The sequence below is a fragment of the Halocynthiibacter namhaensis genome, assembly GCF_000812685.1.
In the GTDB taxonomy this organism is placed as follows: Bacteria; Pseudomonadota; Alphaproteobacteria; order Rhodobacterales; family Rhodobacteraceae; genus Halocynthiibacter; species Halocynthiibacter namhaensis.
In genome coordinates this window covers 1-24,653 of record NZ_JWIF01000022.1, presented here as the reverse complement: position 1 = coordinate 24,653, position 24,653 = coordinate 1, and the positions used below count along the sequence as shown (strand labels likewise).

The window sequence follows — 24,653 nt, the reverse complement described above, 5'->3', positions numbered from 1 at the left end:
CACTGGGCACGCTAAAGCCAGCGACAGACGCCGATCAACGGCGCAGTTCATATGTATCTGACGACAGTCAGCTGACAGCGGGGAAATTATGGGACTATTTATACTACGTCGCCTGGGAATTATGATTCTCACGGCGCTTTGCCTAACATTTGTAGTGTTCTGGCTAACCAACCTTTATCCGAACTTGGAAAAACTCGCGAAAAGCGAAGGCAACCAACGCATGGCGGATACTGAAGTTGTCAGTTGGCTTGCCGAACGCGGCTATGCGCAACCGCTTTATGTGAAATACGGCGAATGGCTTGGCATTGCACCAGGGTTTACCTTCACCAATGAAGAAGGCAAGACCACAGGACGTTGTATTGCCCCCGGCCAAGCAGCCGAAGACGCCCCCAGCTACTGCGGCATTCTGCAAGGCGACTGGGGCCGTTCCACGGCACTTGACGACGAAGTCTCATCGATCATCGCGACCAAATTGGGCCTAACTGGATATCTCATGATGTGGGTGTTGATCGTTATGGTCCCATCATCTCTGATCATCGGGGTTTTGGCAGGCATGCGCGAAGGGTCCCGCACCGACCGATCCCTGTCTACACTGTCGATCATCACCACCGCGACACCGGAATATGTGTCTGGTGTTTTGTTGATCACCTTCTTTGCATCCGGTGTTGGCTGGAAGATCTTTAAAGGCAGTGCCACCAAGGCGATGGACGAACCAAGCCTTGAGAACTTCACCCTGCCCGTGATCACCATTTCCCTATACGGCATGGGTTACATCGCCCGGATGACACGCGCCTCAATGACCGAAGTCATGACCGCGCAATATATTCGCACCGCGCGCCTAAAGGGTCTTGGTTTCCGCACAATCGTGATGAAACACGCATTGCGCAACGCTTTGATCGCGCCGTTTACCGTGATCATGCTGCAAATTCCCTGGCTTCTGAATGGTGTCGTCATCGTGGAAACCTTGTTTAACTACAAAGGTTTCGGCTGGGCGCTTGTTCAGGCTGCGGGCAACAATGATATCGAATTGTTGCTGGGGGTCTCTGTGGTCTCTGTTGTGGTCGTGCTGCTGACGCAGCTGATCTCTGACATTGGCTATGTTTTCCTCAACCCGCGTATCCGCATTTCTTAAGGGAGCCTGAAAGATGGAAACTTTATCCTGGGGTGGTATCATCACCCGCATTTTCCTTCAATTGAGCCCCGTTTGGATTGCGCTTATCGCGACCTTCTGGATCTCAATTTCTAACAAACGCAAACTGGGCCTTTATGGCAAATTGTTTGACTCAACCGTTGGCATGATCGGCTTTGGCATTGTGATGTTTTGGGTGTTTGCTGCGCTCTTTTCTAATGTCTTCGGCTGGCTGATGCCAAATGATCCTCAGTTCTTTGAGGTCTCGATGAAACACGCCCTGCCCGGCGAAGCCCTGCCCGACGGATCAGGTCATTACCTTTTGGGCGGCGACAAACAAGCACGCGATGTGTTCTCTCGGATGATTTACGGCTCCGGCATCGTGATCATGATCGCACCACTTGCGACATTGATGGCCTTTATGGTCGGCATCACATTGGGCCTGCCTGCGGGATATTTCGGTGGCAAACTGGACACGGTCTTATCGTTCCTAGCCAACCTGATCCTTGCGTTCCCTGTGATCCTACTGTTCTACCTTTTGGTCACCAAGGAAATCGTCGCAACCGGCCTGCCACAATATATGGCGGCGGTCTTGTTCATGTTCCCACTTGTCTTCCTCACCGTGTTGCTGAACTCGCGCTTTTACACGGATCCGGGCAAGCGCAACCCGATCCTTATCGCGGTCTGGGTCATTGGAGGCTGGATTTACCTGTCCTTCATCTCTCAGCATGGCGGCGACAGTGCAATCCGCATCCTGCCCGCAGCGCTTGACGCCTTCAACCCAGATCCAAACATCCTTGTTGTGTTCGTATCCGTGGTGTTCGTGAACTCACCCACTGTGTTTCGTATCGTGCGCGGCCTGACCCTGGACATCAAATCACGCGACTATGTTGCGGCGGGTCAAACCCGTGGTGAAGGTCCTTGGTACATCATGCTTTGGGAAATATTGCCAAACGTGCGCGGCCCGCTGATCGTCGATTTCTGTCTGCGCATCGGTTACGCCACCATCCTTCTGGGAACTTTGGGTTTCTTTGGCCTTGGCCTTGAGACCAACAGCCCGGATTGGGGCACAACCATTAACCTTGGTCGCGGCCTTCTGCGCGCCTACGCCCATCCGGTGATTATCCCTGCATTTGCGCTGCTTAGCCTTGTGCTTGGTCTGAACCTGCTGGCCGATGGCCTGCGCGAAGAAGCAATGAAAGACTGATAGGAGAGTACGATGAACAAACAGCCTGAATACGACGGCCCGGTTCTTGAAATCGAAAAGCTTTCCATCAGCTTTTTTACCCGGCTTCATGAAATCCCGGCGGTGATGGATTTTTCTGTCTCTGTCGCCCCTGGCGAGGCCGTCGGCCTTGTTGGGGAAAGCGGTTGCGGCAAGTCCACGGTGGCGCTTGGCGTCATGCGGGATCTTGGCAAAAACGGCTCAATCGTGGGCGGTTCCATTAAGTTCAAAGGCCGCGATATGGCCGATATGGATGATGCAGAACTGCGTCATATTCGCGGCAATGAGATTGCCATGATCTATCAAGAACCCATGGCATCCCTGAACCCCGCGATGAAGATCGGTCAGCAGCTGATGGAAGTGCCCATGTTGCATGACGGTGCCAGCAAGGAAGACGCCTATGCGCGTGCCTTAGAAGTGGTCACCGACGTGAAACTGCCCGACCCAGAACGGATGTTACAAAGTTATCCGCACCAACTTTCTGGTGGTCAACAACAGCGCATCGTCATCGCTATGGCGTTGATGTCAAAACCTTCATTGCTGATCCTTGATGAGCCCACAACCGCGCTTGACGTGACGGTTGAGGCCGCAGTTGTGGAATTGGTGAAAGACCTTGGCAAGAAATACGGCACCTCTATGCTGTTCATTTCGCACAACCTTGGTCTGGTGCTTGAAACTTGTGACCGCCTTTGCGTCATGTATTCCGGTGAGGCCGTTGAACGTGGCTCTATCTCTGAGGTGTTCGACGAGATGCAGCACCCGTATACACAGGCGCTGTTCCGTTCGATCCCTCTGCCAGGTGCTGACAAAAATGCACGCCCCTTGGTGGCGATCCCCGGCAACTTCCCCCTGCCCCATGAACGTCCAAACGGCTGTAACTTTGGCCCGCGTTGTGACTATTTTGAGGAAGGGCGCTGTGACCAGGGCTACATCATGATGGATCCCACGAACGAGGCCGGCACACATGAAAGTCGCTGTCTGAAGTTCAAGGAAATCGATTGGAACGCCCCAATTGTCGCCGGTAATCAGACAGAAAAAGCCAAACCCGGCAAAGTCGTTCTGAAGATGGAAAACCTCAAAAAATATTATGAGGTGGCCGCAAATGCCCTGTTCAGCGGCGGCGATAAGAAAGTCGTCAAAGCCAATGAAACCCTAAGTTTTGAGGCTCGCGAAAGTGAAACCCTGGCAATTGTGGGTGAATCTGGTTGCGGTAAATCGACCTTCGCCAAGGTGCTTATGGGGCTTGAAACCGCGACGGATGGTAAGATCATCCTAAATGGTAACGAGATCCAAGACACCCCAATTGAAGACCGCGACACAGAAACGATTTCCTCTGTTCAAATGGTGTTCCAGAACCCCTTTGATACGCTGAACCCTTCCATGACCGTCGGTCGTCAAATCATTCGCGCGTTGGAAATCTTTGACATTGGCAACAATGATCATGAACGTCGTGAACGGATGCTGAAACTGCTGGATCTGGTGAAATTGCCCCGTGCATTTGCCGATCGTATGCCGCGTCAGCTGTCAGGTGGTCAAAAGCAACGTGTTGGTATTGCTCGGGCTTTTGCCGGTGATGCACAAATCGTAGTGGCGGATGAACCCGTGTCCGCGCTTGATGTATCTGTACAGGCGGCCGTGACTGATCTGCTGATGGAAATCCAGCGCGAGAACAAAACCACGCTGCTGTTCATCAGCCACGATCTGTCGATTGTGCGCTATCTGTCGGATCGCGTCATGGTGATGTATCTGGGCCATGTGGTGGAACTGGGCACGACCGATCAGGTCTTCCAACCGCCCTATCACCCCTATACTGAGGCGCTTCTGTCTGCGGTTCCCATCGCGGACACCTCGATTACCAAAGAACATATCGTTCTTGAGGGCGACATCCCATCGGCCATGAACCCACCATCTGGCTGCCCCTTTCAGACACGCTGTCGCTGGAAATCTGAGGTTCCTGGCGGTCTTTGCGATAAGGAAGTACCGCCAATGCGGATGTTCGACGGCAAGCACCAAATCAAATGCCACCTTGCTGACGATGTCCTGGCCCGTATGGGCCCCGTCATCAAAATGGCCGCTGAATAAAGCGACCACAACCAGAACAAAAGCCCGGGTCAAACGCCCGGGCTTTTTACTTTCAACTCACCAAATTCCGGTTCTTCTGGGAATATAGTGAAAGTGCGGTGATCTGCCCGGCGACAATTGCCGCGAACATCAAAAATGCTGATAGGCCAATACCTTGCACTGGCATGAGGCTTTCGTTGAACAGGGTTTGTGTCGCACCAAACAGCACACGACTGCCCGGCACCAACAGCAAAATCCCCGGCATGATATAGATCGCGCCGGTCAGGTTCATCATCTTGGCAACCCATGTGCCATAGAGCGTGATACACACCGCAGTCACCCAAGTGCCCACGATCCAACCAGCACCAAATCCCAACCAAACAGGCCCCCAAAGCCCCAGAGCCGTCACCGGCAAGGCCAATGCTATGTCCACCAAACGCGCGTTAAAAATCACGCCAAGCGCTGCGGAAAACAGCGGCAATGCGATGATCGGCACCCACCATATGACCTCATTCACGTTTTCAACATGCAGGCCAGCGCCCCAAATCGCGCCCCCAATATTGAGGCCCATGAAGATGCCGATAAACAGTTTCGTAAACACAAATATCGCCTGCGCAAACAGGCTGGTGCCGGATATCAGATCGTTAAACGCCAAACATTCCAAGGCATTGGCAATCGACAAGCCCGGAACAAACAGCACAATTGCCGCAATACACAGCCCCCAAACGGGCACATCTACGCCCGCAGCATTGATCGCAGAAACCGTCACACCGACCACAAGCGCACTGAGAAATTCAACGAAATTCGCCCGATCCCCGCTGCACATCAACTGACACAGCCAAACCAAAACCCCCAGCAAGGCAGCAATGCCGATCGCGGTTATCGTACTGCCCACAAGGATCAGAAAAATTGGCGGGATTGCGATATTGGCCAATCCCAGCAACCAAGCAGGATATCTGTCCGGCGGCCCATCCGGCGCGTCTGCGTTCTCATGAATGCGCAAAATTGTCCGGGCAAGCAGACTTAAATCAATGCCCGCCGGATCCATGCGCCGCATCAAAATCCGATTGTCATCATCCGGGAATTGCACGCTGACCCCTGTGGGTGTCGCCTGCACTGTCGTCGTCATGCCTTGCTTTCGCGCGTAATGTTGCACGTATTTTTCAATTTTGTAGGGCGCACAGCCACTGCGATGCAGGGCTTCCCCAATATTGGCAATTTTCTGAACACGGCTGGCCTCTGACATATGACAGCTTTCCTGACTTAGTTTGAAAGCCCCTTTGTCACGAATTCAGAGCTTGCGCAAGACAAGGTCTTTGATCATCTCATCAACGCCGCACAACTGCATTAAACGGCTGCAGCCGCCAACATTATGGAGCGTTAGCTTCGGCCGAGGATGCGGCGCACATAGTTGCGTGTTTCACGATAAGGCGGCACGCCACCGTGTTTTTCCACAGCCCCTGGGCCCGCGTTATAGGCGGCCAATGCCAAGCGCCAGCTGCGGAACTTGTCGTATTGTGTTTTCAGGTACCGTGCCCCGCCGTCAAGGTTTTCCCTTGGATTTCTGGGGTTTACACCTAATATTCGCGCGGTTCCGGGCATCAACTGTGCCAGTCCAATTGCACCCGCACTGCTGCGGGCATTGGGATTCCAATTGCTTTCCTGCTGAACCAAGCGCAAAAACAGATCTTCAGGGATACTATAGCGCCGCGCCGCAGCACGTGCCATGTTCAGATATTCACCGCGATACCGTCCATCATAGCTTGGAACATCAGATCCGCGCCCCGGCGTCTGCACCGTGGGCGGCTGTAATCTAACGGAATTCGTGTATTGAGACGCCGCACGCCCATCAAGCACCGACATCTGCTGAAGCAAACGCGTTTGACGTGATGACGTGCTGTCAGCCCAAGCCGCACCCACAACAGTTGCCGCAAGCCCTGTGCAAAACACCCCGATCAAAAGGTTTTTCATGCGTCCCCCAATTACACCCGGCAAAATACCAGCATCCCACAATATAGAGGCTGTTTACCATTTCTCCAGTGGGATCGCAATTTTTGCGACGAGTGACGGCGCTCTCTTGCCGAAAATCGGGAAATTCTAGGTTTATCCCCAGCGTTCTGCCTGTATGATCCCCCGAAACCACGTTAAACGCTGTTCCCGACCCGCAGGTCGTGTAGTTTCAGTGAAATCAATACAGATTCGCATAAAGAGGAAATGCTTCATGGCAGGTTCAGTCAACAAAGTCATTCTGATCGGTAATCTCGGTGCCGATCCCGAAGTCCGCAGCTTTCAAAACGGCGGCAAAGTCTGCAACATTCGCATCGCGACGTCTGAGACTTGGAAAGACAAGAACACCGGCGAGCGCCGTGAAAAGACTGAATGGCACACGGTTGCGATCTTCAGTGAAGGTCTCGTGCGCGTTGCTGAGCAATATCTGCGCAAGGGGTCCAAGGTTTATATCGAAGGCGCGCTTCAAACCCGTAAATGGCAAGACCAATCCGGCAATGATCGCTATTCCACAGAAGTTGTTCTGCAAGGCTTCGGCTCCACGCTGACCATGCTTGATGGACGCGGCGAAGGCGGCGGCGGCCAAGGTGGTGGCGGATTTGGCGGCGGTCAATCCGGTGGCCAAGGTGGCGGCTATGGCGGCAGCCAAGGCGGTGGTAACCAAGGTGGCGGTTACGGCAACCAAGGCGGCGGCAATCAAGGTGGCGGTTACGGCAATCAAGGCGGTGGCAATCAAGGTGGCCCTGCCCCAGCATCTGACTTAGATGATGAAATTCCGTTCTAAGTAGGACAAACTTTGAAAATGTAAATTCATACCAACAGTGTTCTGTCGCGCGTATGAATTTACATTTCGGAACGGTTTCCTGCCCAGTTCAAACAGATAAAGGCCGCGCAGTTCTTCACTGCGCGGCCTTTATTATATCGATGCGACATTATATCAATGTGACGGCAATCCCGGCAAGGCGCCGATCATGACCTCACTTTAAACGAATTCGACTGTGTAGCTTTCGATCACAGTGTTCGCGAGTAGCTTTTCGCACATTTCAGTCACAGAGGCTTCGGCCTTCGCCGCGTCTGTCTCGGCCAGATCAAGTTCGATCACTTTGCCCTGACGTACGCCATTCACGCCATCAAACCCAAGCGTGCCAAGCGCGTGACGCACCGCATCACCTTGTGGGTCAAGGACACCATTTTTCAGCATAATATGAACACGGGCTTTCATGAGATCGATCCTTCCAGTAAAGCGCAGTCTGTGCCTAGTCGTTGCGCAGGCTTTACACGCCTTCCTTGCATGGAACAAGGCTTTGCATCTCATTCAAAAGCCCCGTCATCAAATTAATTGCCTTTCCCTCCATTTTCCGCGAAGTTGCCGCTTGTTAAACAGTAACTCGAGAACATCATGTTAAAAATTACAGGCCTACTTTACGCTCTTCTTGTGGGGGGCTTACGCTTTTGCTGCTCTTTTGCAGCCTACTCACGATTTGGATGGGGTTAAATGTCTTATGGGGCAGCGCCATGACCCGTTTCTTCAATTTCGTATTTTCCAGCACCGGACCAAGCCTGATGGATGAAATCATGCAATCTCCCCTGCTTGTTCAAATCTTTGATTTTCAAATGAGTGCACTTGGTGAAGCAGCAACAGGCTGGCTTTACGTGGGTCTGGGGTTCTATTTGCTTTATTCAACCTTTGAGTATTACCACAAAGCCCATAGCAAACGCCTGCTTCGACTGCGTGCGCGTGCCCAACTGCTTTCTTCTAGCACAGCGCAGGAGGCCTGATCATGAAAACGTTTTTCAAAAGACTGCCGCATTTCTTTATCGGCCTGATCTTGCTTCCGCTTGGTTTTGTAACGATCTGGTTCGGGGCTTATACAGCTCTGGGTCACGAGATCATCGTCGACTCCGCCCGACGCGCTGCAAGCTTTAACGCCATTGTAGGGTTTCTACGGGACAACCTTGGCGCCGAAATCACCGGATACGCTTTTGTGATCGGTGGGCTGGCCTTTATTTGGGGCGGTTTTCACAATTATCACAAAAAAGCCCTAATAACCGATGGGCTGGAATAACCACCTAGAATAAACAAAAGGCCGGAGCAAAAACTCCGGCCTTTTTAAATCTCTTCATCCAATTTTAAAAATCAGTGAACGATTGTCGGTTTGGGTGCATTGGCCACATTGCCCGGCAATACGCCAAGACGACGAGCAACTTCTGTATAGGCGTCAGTCAAACTGCCCAGATCGCGGCGGAACACATCTTTATCCAGTTTCTCGCCGGTTTTAATGTCCCATAGACGGCAGCTGTCTGGGCTGATTTCATCCGCAACGATCAGGCGCATAAAATCACCTTCCCAAACGCGACCAATTTCGATTTTGAAATCAATCAACTTGATGCCAACGCCATACATCACACCAGACATGAAATCATTGACGCGCAGCGCCAGTGAAATGATGTCATCCAGATCCTGTTGCGAGGCCCAGTTCAATGCGATGATGTATTCCTCAGGCACCAAAGGGTCACCCAGAGCGTCATCTTTGTAAGAGAATTCCACAATCGGGCGCGGCAATTGTGTGCCTTCTTCGATGCCCATGCGTTTGGACATGGATCCCGCGGCATAGTTGCGCACGATAACTTCCAACGGCACGATTTCACAGCTGCGGATCAGCTGTTCGCGCATGTTTAGGCGTTTGATGAAGTGGTTCGGAACGCCGATTTGGGTCAAACCATTCATGAAATATTCAGACAGGATGTTGTTCAGCGCACCCTTGCCATCAATTGTGTCATGTTTTTCGGCATTGAACGCTGTCGCATCGTCCTTAAAATACTGGACAAGCGTGCCTGGCTCAGGGCCCTCAAAAAGGTCTTTCGCTTTACCTTCGTAGATTTTCTTACGTCTGGCCATGGGAACTCCTTTTTTGCCCGCCGCAGCAATGATCGTGTAGATTGACACGATTTTCTGACAGGCTTTCGCCGCCCTATAAGGTAAGCGACGCTTTGGGGCAAGTCGCCAGAGGCCCTGACGTCACTTGTTTCGGCGTGGTTTTCACAAAATTCCCCCGATCTCCCCTCTTGATGTGCGCTTAGAAGGGGGGCATATGGGTATTAACGCTCCTAAAATGTCCATTTCCAAAAGGAAACCGAACAAGATGAACACCTTTAACGACCGTGAAGCCGCTTTCGAAAACAAATTCGCCCATGATGCAGAAATGCAGTTCAAAGCAGAAGCCCGTCGCAACAAGTTGGTTGGGCTTTGGGCCGCTGAACTGATGGGCAAAACCGGTGATGAAGCTGCCGCATATGCGAAAGATGTGATCAAATCTGATTTCGAAGAAGCAGGCGATGATGATGTCGTGCGTAAAGTTTCTGCCGATCTGGGCGACAAAGCGTCTGAAGATGCGATCCGCGCAAAGATGGCAGAATGCTTGGCCGAAGCAAAATCACAGCTGATGTCCGAAGTCTAACCTCCTGCCGAGACGACAGTAAACACTGACGCCTCTAACGATAAATCTACAAAAACGCGTGACCACTGGGTTGCGCGTTTTTTGTTTGCCCCACTGTTCAATGGTAATCGAAAACACCGCGCGTCCCTATAACTTGGCCCGCCTTTAAATTACCGCCTTTAAATTACCGAACAATTTTATCTGTTAAACAATAGCTCACCCTCCTGCCTCATAATTCACTTGGGTTAAGTGGATAAGGGGAAACGTTGATGCGTTGGGGATTGAATTCAATAAAGATATCTAATCGAAATGGAACCGGGCCTGTGCATCACACGCAGTTCCTGTCTTCGGATCAAGATGCCGGCATCACCCATTCACGCAATGTGCCCCCTCGAGGCCAAGCTTCACCGCATCAACATTCGGCCATCCCGTTCCTACGTCGTATGGCCTATCGTCAAATCTTTCGACAGGCATTGCCCCTGATTATCGCAGGCGCCTTTATACTGTTCTTATTTCGCCAGTTGGATCACTTGGATCTTGTCGCGGTCTTTGCCATGACTCGCGAAGTTGCGCCGCATCAATGGTTTGGGGCGCTCATCTTCACAGTGATCAGCTTTATGGCTGTCGGGCGATATGATGCCGTCGTACACCGCATACTGCGCACGGGTGTCCCCGCGCGTCGGGCCAGCCAAGCGGGAATGGTCGCCATCGCGGTCAGCCAAACCACCGGTTTTGGCTTGTTCACGGGGGCGCTGTCGCGGTTTCGCATGTTGCCAGAACTCACCCTTTGGAAAGCGACGCAAATGACGGCTGTCGTTGCCGTAACCTTTCTGTCCGGATGGGTCGTCGCTGCGGCGCTTACCTTACTGGTTTTTGGCGCGTTCACCCCGTCGATCATAGGAAGTCCCCCAGGGTTAATTTTTTTGGTCACCCTCATTGGTATATCGGTTCTAGTTTTCTCACTGGCGGCCTCATTGTTGCAGCCCAAACACCTGCCTATCCCAAAGGTGTTAACGCAAATCTTCGCGAAATACGTCGTCCCAATTCCCCATCGCATCGCCCTACCTTCGATCCCACCGATCACCATCTTACTTTCGGTGCTTGTTTTGACCCTGATCGATACAGTCGCTGCATGTGGGGCGCTTTGGGCGCTGCTTCCAGAAACCACCAATCTTGATTTCATGACGCTTTTCCCTGTGTTCTTACTGGCGTTTGGCCTTGGCCTAATATGTGGATCGCCCGCCGGGGTTGGACCCTTTGAAGTCGCATTATTTGCCCTGCTTCCCATGGTCGCAGACGGGCCACTGCTGGCGGGCGTCCTGGCGTGGCGGATGGTTTATTACATCATCCCCGCGATCTTGGGCATAGGTGCATTGGCCTTTGGACAACATCGCATTTCCCCTGCCCGTGAAGGCCGCCTTGAGGACACTCAAAAGCGCTCTCAACCACGGGCGCTTTTGATTGACAGCGCCCCCTTCGCAGAAGCCGCCCTGGCATGGCAAGGACAAGTCCAAGTTGCCTCAGCTTCCGGGGCGTCTTGTTCTTGGCTGATCGGCGAGACAGGACAAGCCTTGACCGCTTTACGCGATCCGCTGGCAAGCAACTGCCCGGATACAGCTTTGCAAGTTCTCATCCGCTCAGCACGCGCACGCGGAAAGCTGCCCTGCCTATATAAATGTTCCGCCCGCATGGCCCAAGCCGCACGCAAGCGCGGGTGGGCCGTCTTTAGGGTCGCCGAGGAAGCTTGGGTCACGCCTGCCACATGGGATCTGAACACCCCGTCGCGCCGCGGTTTGCGCCGAAAGTTACGCAAAGCAAAAAAGTCAGATCTTCAGGTATATGAAGTGAACCATTTGACCGCGATTGAACAGAAAAGCATCCGCGATATTAATGCGGCATGGACATCAGAGAACGGCGGCGAACGTGGGTTTTCAATGGGGCGGTTTTGCATCCAGCATCTGTCGCGGCAAAAACTGTTTATTGCCTGCGAAGACGGGCGGATCACCGCATTTGCAAGTTTTCACCACAACCAACGTGAATGGGCGCTGGATCTTATGCGCCACCGGCCCGGTTGCGCCGATGGCACGATGCAGGCGTTGATCGTTGCGGCCATTGATGCAGCACCGAAAACCGACCTCCGTTTAAGCCTTGCAGCAATGCCCTGCCCGCGCCCGAGTGCTGAAACGCAGGGAGAACCTATGGGCGGCATAGGTGGTCTGTTCCTAACAAATTGGCACCGGTTTTCTGCGCGCTTACAAGGCCAAGGGCTGCGACAATTCAAACAGAGTTTCGCCCCCAACATCACAACGCTTTACATGGCCGGCCCTGGCTGGGTGGGATTGACCCTTGCCGGTTTCGACATCTGTCGTGCAATCACATCACCGCCCAAAATCCCAACAGGGTCTGTTTCAGGCAAAACATCGATAACAGACCAATTTCCGAGAGGTTCGAACATGATATCAACACTGATACCCAGCAGGGCCAACGGCAACAGTCGCCCCCCAAATGCCTAGGCCACATCAATGTCGCGATGTCTCAGCAAATTACATTGAACAGAACTCACAATGATTATGAATTTTTTGACAGGCATCGCCAATTGCAAAGTTTGCTTTGTCCGCGAGATCATGTCATGTCGGGATTTAATCGCGCGATGACACGCGCAGCAATTGTAACTTTATCTGTTATGCCGCTGCAGACGCAGCCCCGATAGTAAAACAAAGGCTCAGAAAATGACCACTGCTTCTGCGAACAACCCATTAAAAGACATGCTGGACAGCCGCGATTGGATCCTTGCTGACGGGGCAACGGGAACCAACTTGTTCAATATGGGCCTCTCTTCTGGCGACGCACCTGAGCTTTGGAATGTTGATGAACCTGCTAAGATCCGCGCGCTGTATCAGGGTTCGGTGGATGCGGGCAGTGACCTGTTTCTGACGAATACATTCGGGGGCAATGCGTCACGCTTGAAGCTGCATGCCGCAGATGGACGTGTGGATGAATTGAACCGGGCCTCTGCTGAATTGGGTCGTGAAGTTGCAGACAAATCTGACCGTAAAATCATTGTTGCTGGCTCGGTTGGGCCGACGGGCGAAATCATGCAGCCCATGGGCACGCTGACATATGCCGGCGCCGTTGAAATGTTCCATGAACAGGCCGAAGCTTTGAAAGCCGGTGGCGTGGACGTGCTTTGGGTTGAAACAATTTCCGCCCCAGAAGAATTCAAAGCGGCCGCCGAAGCCTTTGCCATGGTCGATATGCCTTGGTGCGGCACCATGAGTTTCGACACCGCAGGGCGCACCATGATGGGTGTGACCAGCGCGGACATGGCGGAACTGGTTGGTGGAATTGTTCCGCCTCCCCTCGCCTTTGGCGCAAACTGTGGCGTTGGCGCCTCCGATCTGTTGCGCACAGTTCTTGGCTTTAGCGCACAAGGCGCAGACACGCCGATCATTTCCAAAGGCAACGCGGGCATTCCAAAGTATGTGGACGGCCACATCCACTATGATGGCACACCTGAATTGATGGGCGAATATGCTGTGCTTGCACGTGATTGTGGTGCAAAGATCATTGGTGGATGCTGCGGAACCATGCCCGAGCACCTGCGCGCCATGCGTGAGGCGCTTGAAACGCAAGCTTCTGGCCCGCGCCCATCACTTGACAAAATCGCTGAAAAACTTGGCGGCTTTTCTTCAGGTTCTGATGGCACGGATGGCAATGCACCCGAGCCACGCCGCACCCGCCGTCGCGGCTGATGCATTGAGACATCTCTTTATCGCAGCTTTTGCTGCGATAATATTTTTTATGATTTGTCCCCCCTGGTTCGGGTTCTGGCTGTTTACATCCGTGATACATTGCGAAGATGTCAGCATAGCGCCATGCGACCCGAACTGGCCGTGGGAACTACCCCCAGATCGTTTTATCCTGCTCGGCTTTTATCTGCCCGTTGCGGTCTTTCTGTTTCTATTTTTCGCCATTCTGGTATTTCTCCGGAAAGCTTTTAAAAAATAGGCCTCTCAGAACAAGGCCATTTGCCGTCCGTTTTCCAGCGGCACCTCAAACAGATCGCAACGCAGATCCGCGGCTTTTTCACTTAGCCCCATCCGCCTACAAGCCTGCCGAAACCTGGCCCCAAGCAACGCGGCATAAGGCCCTTCACCACGCATGCGTTTATGCCAATCCGTACTATATTCTTTGCCGCCATGCATATCACGCAGCTTACCCATCACCTTTTCGACCTTATTCGGGTAATGCTGTGCCAACCACGCCTGAAACAATGGCGACACCTCGCGTGGTAAGCGCAACATGATCCAACTGGCCGCGCGTGCGCCTGCGTCATGGCAGGCTTCTAAGATCTGTTCCATCTCGTGATCGGTAAGCCCAGGCACCATAGGCGACACCATGGCGCGCACCGGAATGCCCGCATCTGCCAGACGCCTGATCGTTGCCAGACGCCGCGCTGGCGCAGGCACCCGTGGTTCCAACTTCCGTGACAGATCCCGATCCAGTGAGGTTACAGATATTCCAACACGCACCAGACCTTTGGCGGCCATCGGGGCCAAAATATCAATATCACGTTCGATCAGACTGCCTTTGGTCACGATCGCCACCGGATGGTTGTAACGCGCCAGCACGTCCAACAGGGCGCGCATGATCTCGTATTCCTTTTCAATCGGTTGATAAGGATCCGTGTTTGAACCAATCGCCATCGGCGCAACTGTATAACGCCGTGCACGCAATTCATGTTCCAGAACCTCGGGCATATTCGGGCGCGCAATAAGTTTGGTTTCGAAATCCAACCCTGGAGACAGATTGAGATAGGCGTGACTGGGACGTGCGAAACAATAGATGCAACCATGTTCACACCCCCGATATGGGTTTAATGTGCGGTCAAACGGCAGATCTGGCGAACGCACTTTGTTGATTGCGCTTCGCACCCGTTCTTCCCGAACCTCTGTGCGCAACACCGGTAAATCATCTAGATCCGCTTCCCAGCCGTCGCTGATATTTTCACGTGTGTGGGCCTCAAAGCGTGGGGTTTCATTGGCAAGGGCCGCACGGCCCTTAATTCTTAGGTGCGGTGGCGCGTCACATTGTTCAATCATGAGAACAAATATAGAACATTTATTAAGTTTTTGCCAGAGAAAGATCGATATCGTCGCAACTCTCTCACTTGATGTCGGAAATCGGCAGGTTGCGCGGCAAGAAATCGCAGATTAAGGAAGAGAGAAACACCGGGGACTCCCCGCTAAACGCCAGGAAAATACCATGTCTGACGAAGAAGATATCATCCTCTCCGAACTGCCCGATGACGAACTCGTATTGCAGATGCATGACGACCTTTATGACGGTCTGAAAGAAGAGATCGAAGAAGGCGTCAATATTTTGCTTGGCCGCGATTGGGCACCTTATGATGTTCTGACCACCGCACTTGTTGGCGGCATGACTGTTGTTGGTAAAGACTTCCGCGACGGCATCTTGTTTGTGCCTGAAGTTCTGCTGGCAGCGAATGCAATGAAGGGCGGCATGGCCATCCTGAAACCTTTGCTTGCAGCAACTGGCGCTCCGCGTATGGGCACCATGGTTATTGGCACCGTTAAAGGTGACATCCATGACATCGGCAAAAACCTGGTTGGCATGATGATGGAAGGCGCTGGTTTTGAAGTGCGTGACATTGGCATCAACAATGCGGTTGAATCATACCTCGAAGCGCTTGACGCTGGCGATGTTGACATCCTCGGCATGTCCGCCCTGCTGACGACCACAATGCCTTACATGAAGGTTGTGATTGATACGCTGGTCGAAAAAGGCATCCGCGACGACTACACCGTTCTTGTTGGTGGCGCGCCACTTAACGAAGAATTTGGCAAAGCCATTGGTGCCGACGCATATTGTCGTGACGCGGCTGTTGCCGTTGAGACCGCAAAAGAATTCATGGCGCGTAAGCACAACGCTCTCGCTGCGGGCTAAACGAACGAAATCACTCTCCTGGATGTTCGCATCCGGGTGACCTAACCCTGGTGTTCGCACTGGGGTTTTTCTTTGCCAGCATCCGTGTCAGGATCGTTGAACACCCAGGAGATCGCCAATGCTGCCCGATGACAATACACTGACAGAGACCGGCCTTGATGGTGCAGCTGCGACAAAACCCGGCCGTATCCTATTGATCGCATGTGGGGCGTTGGCGCGTGAGATCTTGGCGCTGAAAGATATAAATGGCTGGGATCATATGGATCTGACCTGTTTGCCTGCGAAATACCACCTATTTCCTGATAAGATCGTCCCCGAGATCGAGGCCTCGGTTGCAAAGCATCGTTCAACCTATGACGAGATATTCGTCGTCTATGCCGATTGCGGTACAGGTGGGATGTTGCAAACGAAATGCGAAGACCTTGGCATTAAAATGCTGCAAGGCCCCCATTGCTATTCCTTCTACGAAGGAAACGACACCTTCGCCAATCTTGCCGAAGACGAAATAACGGCCTTCTATTTGACTGACTTTTTGGTGCGCCAATTTGATGCCTTTATCATGAAACCTATGGGTCTTGATAAGCATCCGCAATTGCGTGAGATGTATTTTGGGAACTATGAAAAACTGGTATATCAGGCCCAAGTCAATGACCCAGACCTTGATAAAAAAGCGCAGGCAGCCGCCGAAACCCTTGGGTTGCGCTATGAACGCCGGTTCACTGGATATGGCGACTTACACAATGAACTGGCCGCACTTAATAAATAAGGCGTTAAGCCGATGCCTGGGTGGCGACCAGTCGAATACGCTCAATCATCGCGCGCACACCGTTTGACCGCTGCGACGAGAGATGTTCATCAAGACCAAGCCGCGACAGTTCTGCTTGTGCATCTGTCGCAAGGACCTCTGCCAAAGTCAGCCCGTTGTATAAAGCCAAGATCACCGCGATCAGCCCGCGGACAATCATCGCGTCGCTCTCGCCTTTCGCCTGAAACACCTGACCGTCCAGCGTTGGGTGGATCCAAACCTGACTGGCACAGCCGTCAACCTTGGTCGCGGGCACTTGCAGCGCCTCATCCAATCCAGGCATTTCTTTGCCAAGGTCAATCACATAGCGATAGCGATCTTCCCAATCATCAAGAAAATCAAAGTCTTCTGCGATGTTTTCAAAAGCGGCGCTGGCCATATCAATCTTCCCCGTCCTGCGGTTTTTATGGGCGTATTGCCCGTCTCGTTCGATTTAGGGGCTTTGAACTAAAAGGTCCAGCCCGAGGACCGTCACGGGGGTTGCAAACTGTGTGTATTGCGGTAGGTTTCCCCCAAACGGAGGGTATTTCATGACGATTTTTGCTGTAAAACCAATCAGCGCACTGCTGGCAGGTTGCGTCTTTTTGTCTGCCTGTGGTGGGTCAGCGAGCTCTCTTAGTTCGGCGAACCCCTTTAACTGGTTTGGTGGCAAAGACCGCGCCCAAGAAGCTGCGACAGAGGCGCAAGCCCCCGCCGATCCCCGTCCTTTGATGCCACAGATCATTGGTTTGAAACTTGAACCCGCATCCGGTGGGGTCATCGTTCACGCCGTAGGTTTGCCACCAGTTCAAGGTTGGGCCCATGCAGATCTGGTTGCGCGCAACGAAGGCGTGGCCATTGACGGCGTGCTAAGTTTTGAATTCCGCGCTCTGCCATCAAGTGGGTTTCAAAGTGAATCCACCCAAGCATCACGCGAAGTCACTGTTGCGACCTATGTGTCAGATGGCGCGCTTACAGGTGTGAACAGCATCCGCGTGATTGGCGCGTCTAATGCGCTAAGCGCCCGCCCCTAACGCGCGTTCAAAACATCTGTAGGTGAACCTTTACAGGTTCACCACTTTCACAGATGATCCTTTTGCCGTCAGGGCGATTTCACCATCGCATAGGCGTAATGCATCTTCACCAAAGACCTCACCGCGCCATCCTTTTAAAGACGGAACATCGCGTTTTCCTGCAGCAATTTCATCCAACTCAGAAGCCGTCGCAATCATTTTTTGCGCCACACCTGCCGATTCAGATTTTGCTTTCAACAGAACACGCAACAGATCTGCAAGTGCCGGGTTAACCTGCAATTTATCTTTGTCGCTGGCAACTTTGGGGTATTCCTTTGGATCAACCGCAAGCCCTGCCTTCACCGCAGCCAGAATACCATCAGCGATATTGCCTTTACGGGCCTCACGCAACAACAGGCGCGAACGCCCCAAGTCTTGTTCGTTCTGGGGTTTGGTCGACGCAAGTTCCATCAACGCATCATCTTTCATCACCCGGTTTCGCGGCATATTGCGATCCTGGGCATAGCTTTCGCGGAACTTCGCCAGCTCACGTGCGATCGCAAGAAACGACCCCGAACTAGAGCGCGTTTTCAGACGCTTCCAAGCGTTTTCCGGCTGAATAAGATAGGTCTCGGGGGACAAGAGAACCTTCAGTTCTTCTTCCAACCACGGTGTACGGCCATTTTTCGCAAGGTCAGCCGCCAATTTCTCATATATCTCACGCAGATAAGTCACATCCCCAATGGCATATGTTTTCTGCGCATCCGTCAATGGACGGCGCGACCAATCAGTGAAACGTGACGATTTATCAAGAGGTTGCTTAGCGATCTTACGCACAAGCGTTTCATATCCCACCTGCTCTCCAAAGCCGCAGACCATCGCTGCAACTTGGCTGTCGAACAAAGGAATTGGAAAAACACCCGCTTCGATAAAGAATATTTCAAGATCTTGGCGCGCGGCATGAAACACTTTGACCACATCTTCATTGCGAAACAGGTCATACATCGGCTCAAGCGACAAACCATTCGCCAAGGGATCAACCAGCACAGCGTCGTTTTTACCATTGCCAGAATAGGCCATCTGCACGAGGCACAGCTTGGAGTAATACGTCCGTTCCCGCAAAAACTCGGTGTCTACAGTAACATAAGGATGTTGGGCGGCGCGGGCACAGAATTCGGCAAGCGCTTCGGTCGTTGTGATTGTCTGCATAGGGCCTGTTTAAACTTTCTTTTCGGTAATTCTAAGACACAAAGCCCCGTCAGGACAAGATCAGAGACGCAAATGCCCCTCGTTTCCCCCCAAAAAACGACGTAACACCGCCGGATAGAGAAGGTGTTCCTGTACCAAAACCCGGCTTGCAAGGGTCTCAGGCGTGTCGTCTGGTTCAATATCCACATGCGCTTGCCCCAAGACAGGGCCTTCATCAAGCCCGGCCGTGACACGGTGCACCGAACATCCAGCTTCTGGATCACCCGCTTCAATCGCGCGGGCATGGGTGTGCAGGCCTTTATATTTTGGCAGCAAAGATGGGTGAATATTTAAAACTTTTCCGTCCCATGCGTTCACAAACACAGGGGATAGAATGCGCATAAAACCTGCAAGGCAAATCACATCCGGTGCCGCTTGGCGCAATGCGTCATTCAGGGACGCATCAAATTCTTCACGCGAGGCATGGCTTTTCTGATCAATGACTTGGGTCGCAATGCCAAGGTCTTGCGCCTTCGCCAAACCATCTGCATCTGCGATATTGCTAAGCACCAAAACCGGCGTGCCGGGATGGCTGGGATCGCCCAGCATATCCTGCGCCAAGGTCATCATATTCGAGCCGCCCCCTGAAATCAGGACGGCGACCCGTTTTTTGTCTGCAATCACAGCAAAGTGCCTTTGTAAGACACGCCCTCGCCTGCGGAAAGCTGCCCCAAGGTACACACATCGTGGCCTGCGTCCTCAAAGATTTTCTGTGCTTCTGCCACTTTGTCAGCGGAAACGACCGCGATCATGCCAATGCCGCAGTTGAAGGTTTTCAACATCTCAGATTCGGCCATACCACCTTGCGCCGCCAGCCATTTAAACACACCAGGCAATTCCCATGCATTCAAGTCGATCTCAGCGCCCATGCCCTCAGGCAAGACGCGCGGCAGGTTTTCCGTCAGACCACCACCGGTGATATGGGCCAAACCGCGCAATGTGCCCGCTTTCATCGCCGCAACAGAACCTTTGACATACAGCTTGGTTGGCGCAAGCAAAGCCGCGCCCAAAGTACCGTCGCCCCATGGGCAATCCGCGTCCCAACCAAGCCCGGACAGATCAACCAGTTTGCGCACAAGGCTGTAACCGTTGGAATGCACACCATTGGAAGAAAGCCCCAACAACACGTCGCCTTCAGACATTTCCGCCGGCAAAGTCGCACCGCGTTCCATCGCGCCAACCGCAAAGCCCGCAAGATCAAAATCGCCCTCAGAATACATGCCGGGCATTTCAGCGGTTTCGCCACCGATCAAGGCACAACCAGACTGCGCACAGCCTTCGGCAATACCATTGATGATGGTGGTCGCGCTTTCGAGGTCCAGTTTGCCGGTGGCAAAATAGTCTAGGAAAAACAGCGGCTCAGCCCCCTGACAGATCAGATCATTCACACACATGGCAACCAGATCGATGCCAATGGTGTCAAAGTTTCCCGTGTCAATCGCGATGCGCAGCTTGGTGCCAACGCCATCGGTCGCACCCACAAGGATCGGATCGTTATAGCCCGCGCCTTTCAGGTCAAACATCGCACCAAAACCGCCAAGACCAGACATGACGCCTGGACGCGTTGTGCGCTTGGCTGCTGGCTTGATGCGTTCGACAAGCTCATTGCCCGCATCAATGTCCACACCCGCATCCGCATAGGTGATCCCGTTTTTTGCATCTGTCATTGTGGCGCTCCGGCTAAGATTCCTTTGCGCGCCAATTACCACCCAAATGCCCGCGTGTCGATTGCAGAAGCCCCCCTTCAGCTGATTTTTCCCAGAAACTGCGACTGCGCCCGTGATGGGGAAAATATCAAGATGGTGCTTTGACGGATATCGCACAATTGATATAAAGACGTAGGCACAGCACCTTGGATTTCGTGGTTACGATTACGCCCTCCTGGGCTTAGACTAACCGTCATCATTGCTTGCCGCGTTCGTTCCTTGGTCAAGCGTTCCCTGAAATCAAAGCTTAGGTCCCTCTTTTGCAAGAAACATTTCTCGATCTATACGCATCTTTCTTTGGCTCGTATATAATGACAGCCCCTGAATATCTGCTGTTCAGCCTGCCTATTGCTTGGCTTATTTATCGTTTTCGCAAGGTCGATAACGGATTTTGGTCATGGGTTATGCCGCGCAAAATATGGTTTCACAGATCCCATGTCTTGGACTTAAAGCTGTTCATCATCGGCCGATTGTTGGGATTTTTCAACGTATTTGGCCGCCTCTCGTTGACAAGTGTCGTGGCAGTTGGCGTCGCATCCCTTGTTGGTCAATCGGATGGTGCGGTTGTTTCGCCCATCATCCTAACCGTATTGTTGTGGCTGGCTGCAGATTTTGCCAGCTATTGCAGCCATCGTATCCACCATCAGATCCATTTGCTCTGGCCGCTGCATGCCGTGCATCATAGCGCCCAGGTCCTCACCCCTTTTACCGCATATCGCCAACACCCGCTGGTTCTTGTGTCATCTCTAGTGATCAACAGCAGCCTTATTGGCCTGTTCCAAGGGTTACTGATTGGTGTGCTTGATCCCGGCACAATGATTGTCACGATTGCTGGCATCAATGCGTTATTTGTCTTAGCGAATTTTGCCATGGCAAACTTCCACCATTCACATCTTTGGATCAGTTTTGGCCCGCTGTTTGAGCACCTCGTGATCTCGCCCGCGCAACATCAGGTCCACCACAGCACCAACCCCAAGCATTTTAACAAAAACTACGGGCATACGCTTGCGGTTTGGGATTGGGTATTCGGGACCCTATATATTATTGAATCCGAAGAGAAAATAACTCTGGGCGTAGAAGATGCGTCAAAGGATAAAAACCGTGAAAACGATCTGGTTTACAATTTAACCTACCCTCTGGTCCAGATGCGATCACGTCTATTTCCAAAGCGGAATGATAAGTAAAAAGGCCCAATCTGACATGCAGACTGGGCCCAATTGATTTTGGATTCTTATAGACCCAATCAGAATTCCATAACGACAGCACCTTTGGTGCGACCTTCAACAGGTGTTTGCCGGCTGACTTCGGGTTCTTCCGCCTGTGAACCACCACTGGTAAACGCCCAAATCAAGGCCCCTACAATCAGCGCGCCCAACACAAGTTTACCACTGTCATTCGAGCTTGAACTGGTTACAGGCGGAGGCAGGACTTCCCCGGCGCTCACACTTGCGGCACTTAGCGCCAATACCAAAGCCGATGATAGAATAGCTTTCTTAATAATCATAATTTTCCCCCAGTTTAGTTTCATGGATTATGTTAGCATATTTCGTGTATAGGGCGGTGCAAAATTAGGCCACAGTAGCGCCGGTATTTCACCGGTGCGGGCGGCGCAAAAGTCGTCCACTTTTTGTCTGAACTGTTTGAGCAGGGAGGGCTGGAGGATTTACACTGTGGAAGTTTATTTGCAGGTGCGCCGGGCGCACTTTGATGAGGGTCGCAGCAAGCGGTCGATAGCACGTGATTTTGGCTTGGCGCGCGGAACGGTTGACAAGATGTGCGCGTTTCCGGTGCCGCCGGGCTACCGGCGGGAGAAGGATGTGCGCCGTCCGAAGCTGGATGGGTTCACGGGTTATGTCGATGCGTGGCTTTTGAAGGACCTGGAGGTCCCGAAGAAGCAGCGTCACACGGCGAAGCGGATTTACGACCGGCTTTGTGCGGAGAAAGGGTTCACCGGTGGTTATACGACGGTAAAGGACTACGTTCGGGCCCACCGTCAGAAGGCGCGCGAGATGTTCATTCCGCTGGCGCATCCGCCCGGGCATGGGCAGGCGGATTTTGGCGAGGCCGTTGTTGTCTTGGCCGGCATTCAGCAGAAGGGTCACTTCTTTGCTTTCGAGCTTCCCCAAGGCGATGGCTGTTACAGTCGAGCCGATCACGCGGCCACATCAGAGGCCTGGATGGACGGCCATGTTCACGCCTTTGGCTTTTTTGGCGCGGTGCCACTGTCTGTGGTTTACGACAACGATAGCTGTCTTGTTGCCAAGATCGAGGCGGATGGCCGTCGTCGTCGGACGCAGATGTTTACAGAGATGCTGTCGCATTACTTGTTTGATGATCGCTATGGCCGCCCAGGCAAGGGCAACGATAAGGGCAAGGTGGAAGGTCTGGTTGGTTGGTCGCGGCGCAATTTGATGGTGCCACTGCCGGAGTTTGCAGACATCGAGAGCTTCAACGCCTGGCTGGAAGAGCAATGTCGCAAGCGACAATCAGCGGTTCTGCATGGGCATACGGAGACGATTGGCCAGCGTTTGCAGGGTGACCTTGCGGCGATGTCGCCATTGCCGAGCGCAGCCTACGAGGCTTGCGCCAAAGCCACTGGCCGCGTCAGTTCACAATCCTTGGTGCGCTACAAGACTAATGATTACTCGGTGCCCAGCACCTATGGCTTCCGGGATGTGACGATCCGGGCCTTTGTGAATGTGGTGGAGATCGGCTGTGGTGGCGAGATCATTGCCCGCCATCCCCGTTGCTACGAGCGGGAACAGATGGTGTTCAATCCGGTACATTACTTTGCGCTTCTGGAGAGAAAGCCCGGTGCCCTTGATCAGGCTGCACCCTTGGCCGATTGGGAGATGCCCGAAGAGCTGCAAACCTTGCGCCGCTTGATGGAGGCGCGTCAGGCCCGACAGGGGCGACGTGAGTTCACCCAGGTTCTACGGCTCCTGGAGAGCTTTGAGCTTCCAGTTTTGTGTGCGGCGGTGCGCGTGGCGCTGCAAAAGCGGGCCATCGCCTTTGACGCAATCAAGCATCTGGTGCTGTGTCAGGTGGAATGCCGTCCCGCACGGCTCGACCTGTCGCTCTATCCCTATCTGCCGCGTGCAGCAGTGCAGACCACGAAGGCTTCAAGCTACATGGCGCTGCTGTCGGAGGGGGCATCATGAATGAGGCCTCCGACCTTCTGCTGGCCGATCACCTCAAGAAGCTCAAACTGCCTACGGTGTTGCGCGAGTATGAGAAGCAGGCCCGACAATGCGCTGCTGAGAACAAGGGGCACGTGCCCTATCTGAGCCGCCTGATCGAGTTGGAACTGATCGATCGGGAACGGCGCATGGTGGAGCGCAGGATCAAGGCGGCGAAGTTCCCTGCGCCAAAGAGCCTGGACAGCTTCGACTTCAAGGCGATCGCGGCGCTCAACAAGGTGCAGGTGCTGGAATTGGCGCGTTGCGGCTGGATCGAACGACGTGAGAATGTCATAGCCTTGGGCCCGTCCGGAACTGGCAAGACCCACATTGCCCTCGGGCTCGGGTTGGCAGCATGCCAGAGAGGGCTGCCAGTGCGCTTTATCACAGCCGCAGCATTGGTTCATGAACTGATCGAAGCGCGCGATGAGAAACGTCTCCTGCGCCTGCAGAAACAGATGCTGGCTCCAAAGCTGCTGATCATCGACGAGTTGGGCTTCGTGCCCCTCAGCAAGACCGGCGCGGAACTGTTGTTCGAACTGGTCTCGCAACGCTACGAGCGGTCATCAACCCTGATCACCAGCAATCTGCCCTTCGAGGAGTGGACCGAGACCTTCGGATCCGAACGCCTCACCGGTGCACTGCTTGATCGGTTGACACACCACGTCTCCATCCTGGAAATGAATGGCGAAAGCTATCGCCTCGGACAGAGCCGAAAAACTACCCAAAAACACTGACCAGAAATTGCCCCAATAGGGGCAATACGCCCGGGAACACGCTTGCTTTATGACGAGCCGCTGGTTCCCGGGCGCACGCCTCAAACCAACCGTCACTCAACGCCTCAACTGGCCTACTTTTACGCCGCCTCACTGGCCCATTTTTGCTCCGCCCTTGACA

At 53.2% G+C, this 24,653-nt stretch carries 25 protein-coding genes; 15 read left to right on the top strand and 10 right to left on the bottom strand.

The genetic code is table 11. The features are described 5' to 3' along the window. Positions 1 to 88 precede the first annotated feature (88 nt). The 3 genes from RJ38_RS04220 to RJ38_RS04210 are packed head-to-tail and all read left to right on the top strand — an operon-like array spanning position 89 to position 4,436. On the top strand, positions 89 to 1,132 hold the full coding sequence (locus RJ38_RS04220; RefSeq protein WP_039017650.1) for an ABC transporter permease: 1,044 nt from the start codon (positions 89 to 91) through the stop codon (positions 1,130 to 1,132). Positions 1,133 to 1,145: 13 nt separating this feature from the next. After that, complete coding sequence (locus RJ38_RS04215) at positions 1,146 to 2,336, top strand: ABC transporter permease (RefSeq protein WP_039017649.1); 1,191 nt, start codon at positions 1,146 to 1,148, stop codon at positions 2,334 to 2,336. A gap of 12 nt (positions 2,337 to 2,348) precedes the next feature. Then, positions 2,349 to 4,436, top strand: a complete 2,088-nt coding sequence (locus tag RJ38_RS04210; protein WP_039017648.1) for a dipeptide ABC transporter ATP-binding protein — start codon at positions 2,349 to 2,351, stop codon at positions 4,434 to 4,436. 52 nt (positions 4,437 to 4,488) lie between these two features. On the opposite strand, the gene RJ38_RS04205 is transcribed toward RJ38_RS04210, so the two are convergent. Both RJ38_RS04205 and RJ38_RS04200 read right to left on the bottom strand, forming a co-directional pair. Next, positions 4,489 to 5,661 (bottom strand): threonine/serine exporter family protein, encoded by a 1,173-nt coding sequence (locus tag RJ38_RS04205; protein WP_039017647.1) that lies wholly within the window; start codon positions 5,659 to 5,661, stop codon positions 4,489 to 4,491. Positions 5,662 to 5,795: 134 nt separating this feature from the next. Beyond that, positions 5,796 to 6,386 (bottom strand): lytic transglycosylase domain-containing protein, encoded by a 591-nt coding sequence (locus tag RJ38_RS04200; protein WP_039017646.1) that lies wholly within the window; start codon positions 6,384 to 6,386, stop codon positions 5,796 to 5,798. A gap of 250 nt (positions 6,387 to 6,636) precedes the next feature. On the opposite strand from RJ38_RS04200, the gene ssb reads away from it, so the two are divergent. After that, positions 6,637 to 7,206, top strand: coding sequence for a single-stranded DNA-binding protein (ssb, locus tag RJ38_RS04195; RefSeq protein ID WP_039017645.1), 570 nt, complete (start codon positions 6,637 to 6,639; stop codon positions 7,204 to 7,206). A gap of 198 nt (positions 7,207 to 7,404) precedes the next feature. On the opposite strand, the gene purS is transcribed toward ssb, so the two are convergent. After that, on the bottom strand, positions 7,405 to 7,644 hold the full coding sequence (purS, locus tag RJ38_RS04190; RefSeq protein WP_039017644.1) for a phosphoribosylformylglycinamidine synthase subunit PurS: 240 nt from the start codon (positions 7,642 to 7,644) through the stop codon (positions 7,405 to 7,407). 293 nt (positions 7,645 to 7,937) lie between these two features. Between purS and RJ38_RS04185 the strand changes: the two genes are divergently transcribed. Next, positions 7,938 to 8,201 carry a hypothetical protein gene (locus tag RJ38_RS04185; RefSeq protein WP_039017643.1) on the top strand — a complete coding sequence of 88 codons (264 nt, stop codon included), beginning with the start codon at positions 7,938 to 7,940 and terminating at the stop codon, positions 8,199 to 8,201. A 2-nt stretch (positions 8,202 to 8,203) separates the two neighbouring features. Beyond that, complete coding sequence (locus RJ38_RS04180) at positions 8,204 to 8,488, top strand: hypothetical protein (RefSeq protein ID WP_039017642.1); 285 nt, start codon at positions 8,204 to 8,206, stop codon at positions 8,486 to 8,488. 71 nt (positions 8,489 to 8,559) lie between these two features. On the opposite strand, the gene purC is transcribed toward RJ38_RS04180, so the two are convergent. Beyond that, positions 8,560 to 9,321 (bottom strand): phosphoribosylaminoimidazolesuccinocarboxamide synthase, encoded by a 762-nt coding sequence (gene purC, locus RJ38_RS04175; RefSeq protein ID WP_039017702.1) that lies wholly within the window; start codon positions 9,319 to 9,321, stop codon positions 8,560 to 8,562. A 244-nt stretch (positions 9,322 to 9,565) separates the two neighbouring features. Between purC and RJ38_RS04170 the strand changes: the two genes are divergently transcribed. The 3 genes from RJ38_RS04170 (at position 9,566) to bmt (ending at position 13,611) form a co-directional block, all read left to right on the top strand. After that, entirely contained in the window at positions 9,566 to 9,880 is a 315-nt protein-coding gene (locus RJ38_RS04170) for a DUF1476 domain-containing protein (protein ID WP_039017641.1), read from the top strand. 248 nt (positions 9,881 to 10,128) lie between these two features. Next, entirely contained in the window at positions 10,129 to 12,372 is a 2,244-nt protein-coding gene (locus RJ38_RS04165) for a phosphatidylglycerol lysyltransferase domain-containing protein (RefSeq protein ID WP_052245190.1), read from the top strand. A 216-nt stretch (positions 12,373 to 12,588) separates the two neighbouring features. After that, on the top strand, positions 12,589 to 13,611 hold the full coding sequence (bmt, locus tag RJ38_RS04160) for a betaine--homocysteine S-methyltransferase (protein ID WP_052245189.1): 1,023 nt from the start codon (positions 12,589 to 12,591) through the stop codon (positions 13,609 to 13,611). A gap of 261 nt (positions 13,612 to 13,872) precedes the next feature. Here the strand turns inward: bmt and RJ38_RS04150 are convergent, their stop codons facing one another. Then, a complete protein-coding gene (locus RJ38_RS04150) occupies positions 13,873 to 14,961 on the bottom strand; it encodes a PA0069 family radical SAM protein (protein WP_039017639.1) in 1,089 nt (362 codons plus the stop codon). Positions 14,962 to 15,124: 163 nt separating this feature from the next. Between RJ38_RS04150 and RJ38_RS04145 the strand changes: the two genes are divergently transcribed. Next, positions 15,125 to 15,826 (top strand): corrinoid protein, encoded by a 702-nt coding sequence (locus RJ38_RS04145; protein ID WP_039017638.1) that lies wholly within the window; start codon positions 15,125 to 15,127, stop codon positions 15,824 to 15,826. Positions 15,827 to 15,944: 118 nt separating this feature from the next. Further along, positions 15,945 to 16,592 (top strand): DUF1638 domain-containing protein, encoded by a 648-nt coding sequence (locus RJ38_RS04140; RefSeq protein WP_039017637.1) that lies wholly within the window; start codon positions 15,945 to 15,947, stop codon positions 16,590 to 16,592. Between the two features lie 4 nt (positions 16,593 to 16,596). Here RJ38_RS04140 and RJ38_RS04135 read toward each other — a convergent pair whose 3' ends face one another. Then, positions 16,597 to 17,010, bottom strand: coding sequence for a SufE family protein (locus RJ38_RS04135; RefSeq protein ID WP_039017636.1), 414 nt, complete (start codon positions 17,008 to 17,010; stop codon positions 16,597 to 16,599). A 151-nt stretch (positions 17,011 to 17,161) separates the two neighbouring features. Between RJ38_RS04135 and RJ38_RS04130 the strand changes: the two genes are divergently transcribed. Further along, positions 17,162 to 17,644: a hypothetical protein gene (locus RJ38_RS04130; RefSeq protein ID WP_039017635.1), complete on the top strand. Its 483-nt coding sequence runs from the start codon at positions 17,162 to 17,164 to the stop codon at positions 17,642 to 17,644. A gap of 30 nt (positions 17,645 to 17,674) precedes the next feature. Here RJ38_RS04130 and rnd read toward each other — a convergent pair whose 3' ends face one another. Genes rnd through purM form a run of 3 tightly spaced genes read right to left on the bottom strand, consistent with a single transcriptional unit; the run spans position 17,675 to position 20,538 of the window. Further along, positions 17,675 to 18,832 (bottom strand): ribonuclease D, encoded by a 1,158-nt coding sequence (gene rnd, locus RJ38_RS04125; RefSeq protein WP_039017634.1) that lies wholly within the window; start codon positions 18,830 to 18,832, stop codon positions 17,675 to 17,677. Between the two features lie 60 nt (positions 18,833 to 18,892). Continuing rightward, the gene (gene purN / locus RJ38_RS04120; RefSeq protein WP_039017699.1) at positions 18,893 to 19,492 is read right to left on the bottom strand and encodes a phosphoribosylglycinamide formyltransferase; all 600 of its coding nucleotides are present in this window, start codon (positions 19,490 to 19,492) and stop codon (positions 18,893 to 18,895) included. After that, a complete protein-coding gene (purM, locus tag RJ38_RS04115) occupies positions 19,492 to 20,538 on the bottom strand; it encodes a phosphoribosylformylglycinamidine cyclo-ligase (RefSeq protein ID WP_039017633.1) in 1,047 nt (348 codons plus the stop codon). The genes purN and purM overlap by 1 nt, the downstream gene beginning before the upstream one ends. A 350-nt stretch (positions 20,539 to 20,888) precedes the next feature. Here purM and RJ38_RS04110 point away from each other — a divergent pair, with 350 nt between their 5' ends. Next, positions 20,889 to 21,761 (top strand): sterol desaturase family protein, encoded by an 873-nt coding sequence (locus tag RJ38_RS04110; RefSeq protein ID WP_052245188.1) that lies wholly within the window; start codon positions 20,889 to 20,891, stop codon positions 21,759 to 21,761. 59 nt (positions 21,762 to 21,820) lie between these two features. On the opposite strand, the gene RJ38_RS04105 is transcribed toward RJ38_RS04110, so the two are convergent. After that, entirely contained in the window at positions 21,821 to 22,081 is a 261-nt protein-coding gene (locus tag RJ38_RS04105) for a hypothetical protein (protein WP_039017632.1), read from the bottom strand. Positions 22,082 to 22,238: 157 nt separating this feature from the next. Between RJ38_RS04105 and istA the strand changes: the two genes are divergently transcribed. Continuing rightward, positions 22,239 to 23,738: an IS21 family transposase gene (istA, locus tag RJ38_RS04100; RefSeq protein ID WP_156121749.1), complete on the top strand. Its 1,500-nt coding sequence runs from the start codon at positions 22,239 to 22,241 to the stop codon at positions 23,736 to 23,738. Beyond that, positions 23,735 to 24,493 (top strand): IS21-like element helper ATPase IstB, encoded by a 759-nt coding sequence (gene istB / locus RJ38_RS04095; protein ID WP_202903862.1) that lies wholly within the window; start codon positions 23,735 to 23,737, stop codon positions 24,491 to 24,493. The genes istA and istB overlap by 4 nt, the downstream gene beginning before the upstream one ends. The last annotated feature ends 160 nt before the right edge of the window (positions 24,494 to 24,653 follow it).

What these genes read in the sequence shown, in the direction of transcription:
- RJ38_RS04180 (WP_039017642.1), top strand. Translation starts at nt 8,204, where the DNA reads ATGAAAACGTTTTTCAAAAGACTGCCGCATTTCTTTATCGGCCTGATC.
- RJ38_RS04140 (WP_039017637.1), top strand. Translation starts at nt 15,945, where the DNA reads ATGCTGCCCGATGACAATACACTGACAGAGACCGGCCTTGATGGTGCA.
- bmt (WP_052245189.1), top strand. Translation starts at nt 12,589, where the DNA reads ATGACCACTGCTTCTGCGAACAACCCATTAAAAGACATGCTGGACAGC.
- RJ38_RS04215 (WP_039017649.1), top strand. Translation starts at nt 1,146, where the DNA reads ATGGAAACTTTATCCTGGGGTGGTATCATCACCCGCATTTTCCTTCAA.
- RJ38_RS04130 (WP_039017635.1), top strand. Translation starts at nt 17,162, where the DNA reads ATGACGATTTTTGCTGTAAAACCAATCAGCGCACTGCTGGCAGGTTGC.
- RJ38_RS04200 (WP_039017646.1), bottom strand. Translation starts at nt 6,386, where the DNA reads ATGAAAAACCTTTTGATCGGGGTGTTTTGCACAGGGCTTGCGGCAACT.
- rnd (WP_039017634.1), bottom strand. Translation starts at nt 18,832, where the DNA reads ATGCAGACAATCACAACGACCGAAGCGCTTGCCGAATTCTGTGCCCGC.
- RJ38_RS04150 (WP_039017639.1), bottom strand. Translation starts at nt 14,961, where the DNA reads ATGATTGAACAATGTGACGCGCCACCGCACCTAAGAATTAAGGGCCGT.
- purC (WP_039017702.1), bottom strand. Translation starts at nt 9,321, where the DNA reads ATGGCCAGACGTAAGAAAATCTACGAAGGTAAAGCGAAAGACCTTTTT.
- RJ38_RS04165 (WP_052245190.1), top strand. Translation starts at nt 10,129, where the DNA reads ATGCGTTGGGGATTGAATTCAATAAAGATATCTAATCGAAATGGAACC.
- purM (WP_039017633.1), bottom strand. Translation starts at nt 20,538, where the DNA reads ATGACAGATGCAAAAAACGGGATCACCTATGCGGATGCGGGTGTGGAC.
- RJ38_RS04185 (WP_039017643.1), top strand. Translation starts at nt 7,938, where the DNA reads ATGACCCGTTTCTTCAATTTCGTATTTTCCAGCACCGGACCAAGCCTG.
- RJ38_RS04170 (WP_039017641.1), top strand. Translation starts at nt 9,566, where the DNA reads ATGAACACCTTTAACGACCGTGAAGCCGCTTTCGAAAACAAATTCGCC.
- ssb (WP_039017645.1), top strand. Translation starts at nt 6,637, where the DNA reads ATGGCAGGTTCAGTCAACAAAGTCATTCTGATCGGTAATCTCGGTGCC.
- RJ38_RS04105 (WP_039017632.1), bottom strand. Translation starts at nt 22,081, where the DNA reads ATGATTATTAAGAAAGCTATTCTATCATCGGCTTTGGTATTGGCGCTA.
- RJ38_RS04135 (WP_039017636.1), bottom strand. Translation starts at nt 17,010, where the DNA reads ATGGCCAGCGCCGCTTTTGAAAACATCGCAGAAGACTTTGATTTTCTT.
- RJ38_RS04145 (WP_039017638.1), top strand. Translation starts at nt 15,125, where the DNA reads ATGTCTGACGAAGAAGATATCATCCTCTCCGAACTGCCCGATGACGAA.
- RJ38_RS04110 (WP_052245188.1), top strand. Translation starts at nt 20,889, where the DNA reads ATGACAGCCCCTGAATATCTGCTGTTCAGCCTGCCTATTGCTTGGCTT.
- RJ38_RS04210 (WP_039017648.1), top strand. Translation starts at nt 2,349, where the DNA reads ATGAACAAACAGCCTGAATACGACGGCCCGGTTCTTGAAATCGAAAAG.
- purS (WP_039017644.1), bottom strand. Translation starts at nt 7,644, where the DNA reads ATGAAAGCCCGTGTTCATATTATGCTGAAAAATGGTGTCCTTGACCCA.
- istB (WP_202903862.1), top strand. Translation starts at nt 23,735, where the DNA reads ATGAATGAGGCCTCCGACCTTCTGCTGGCCGATCACCTCAAGAAGCTC.
- RJ38_RS04220 (WP_039017650.1), top strand. Translation starts at nt 89, where the DNA reads ATGGGACTATTTATACTACGTCGCCTGGGAATTATGATTCTCACGGCG.
- RJ38_RS04205 (WP_039017647.1), bottom strand. Translation starts at nt 5,661, where the DNA reads ATGTCAGAGGCCAGCCGTGTTCAGAAAATTGCCAATATTGGGGAAGCC.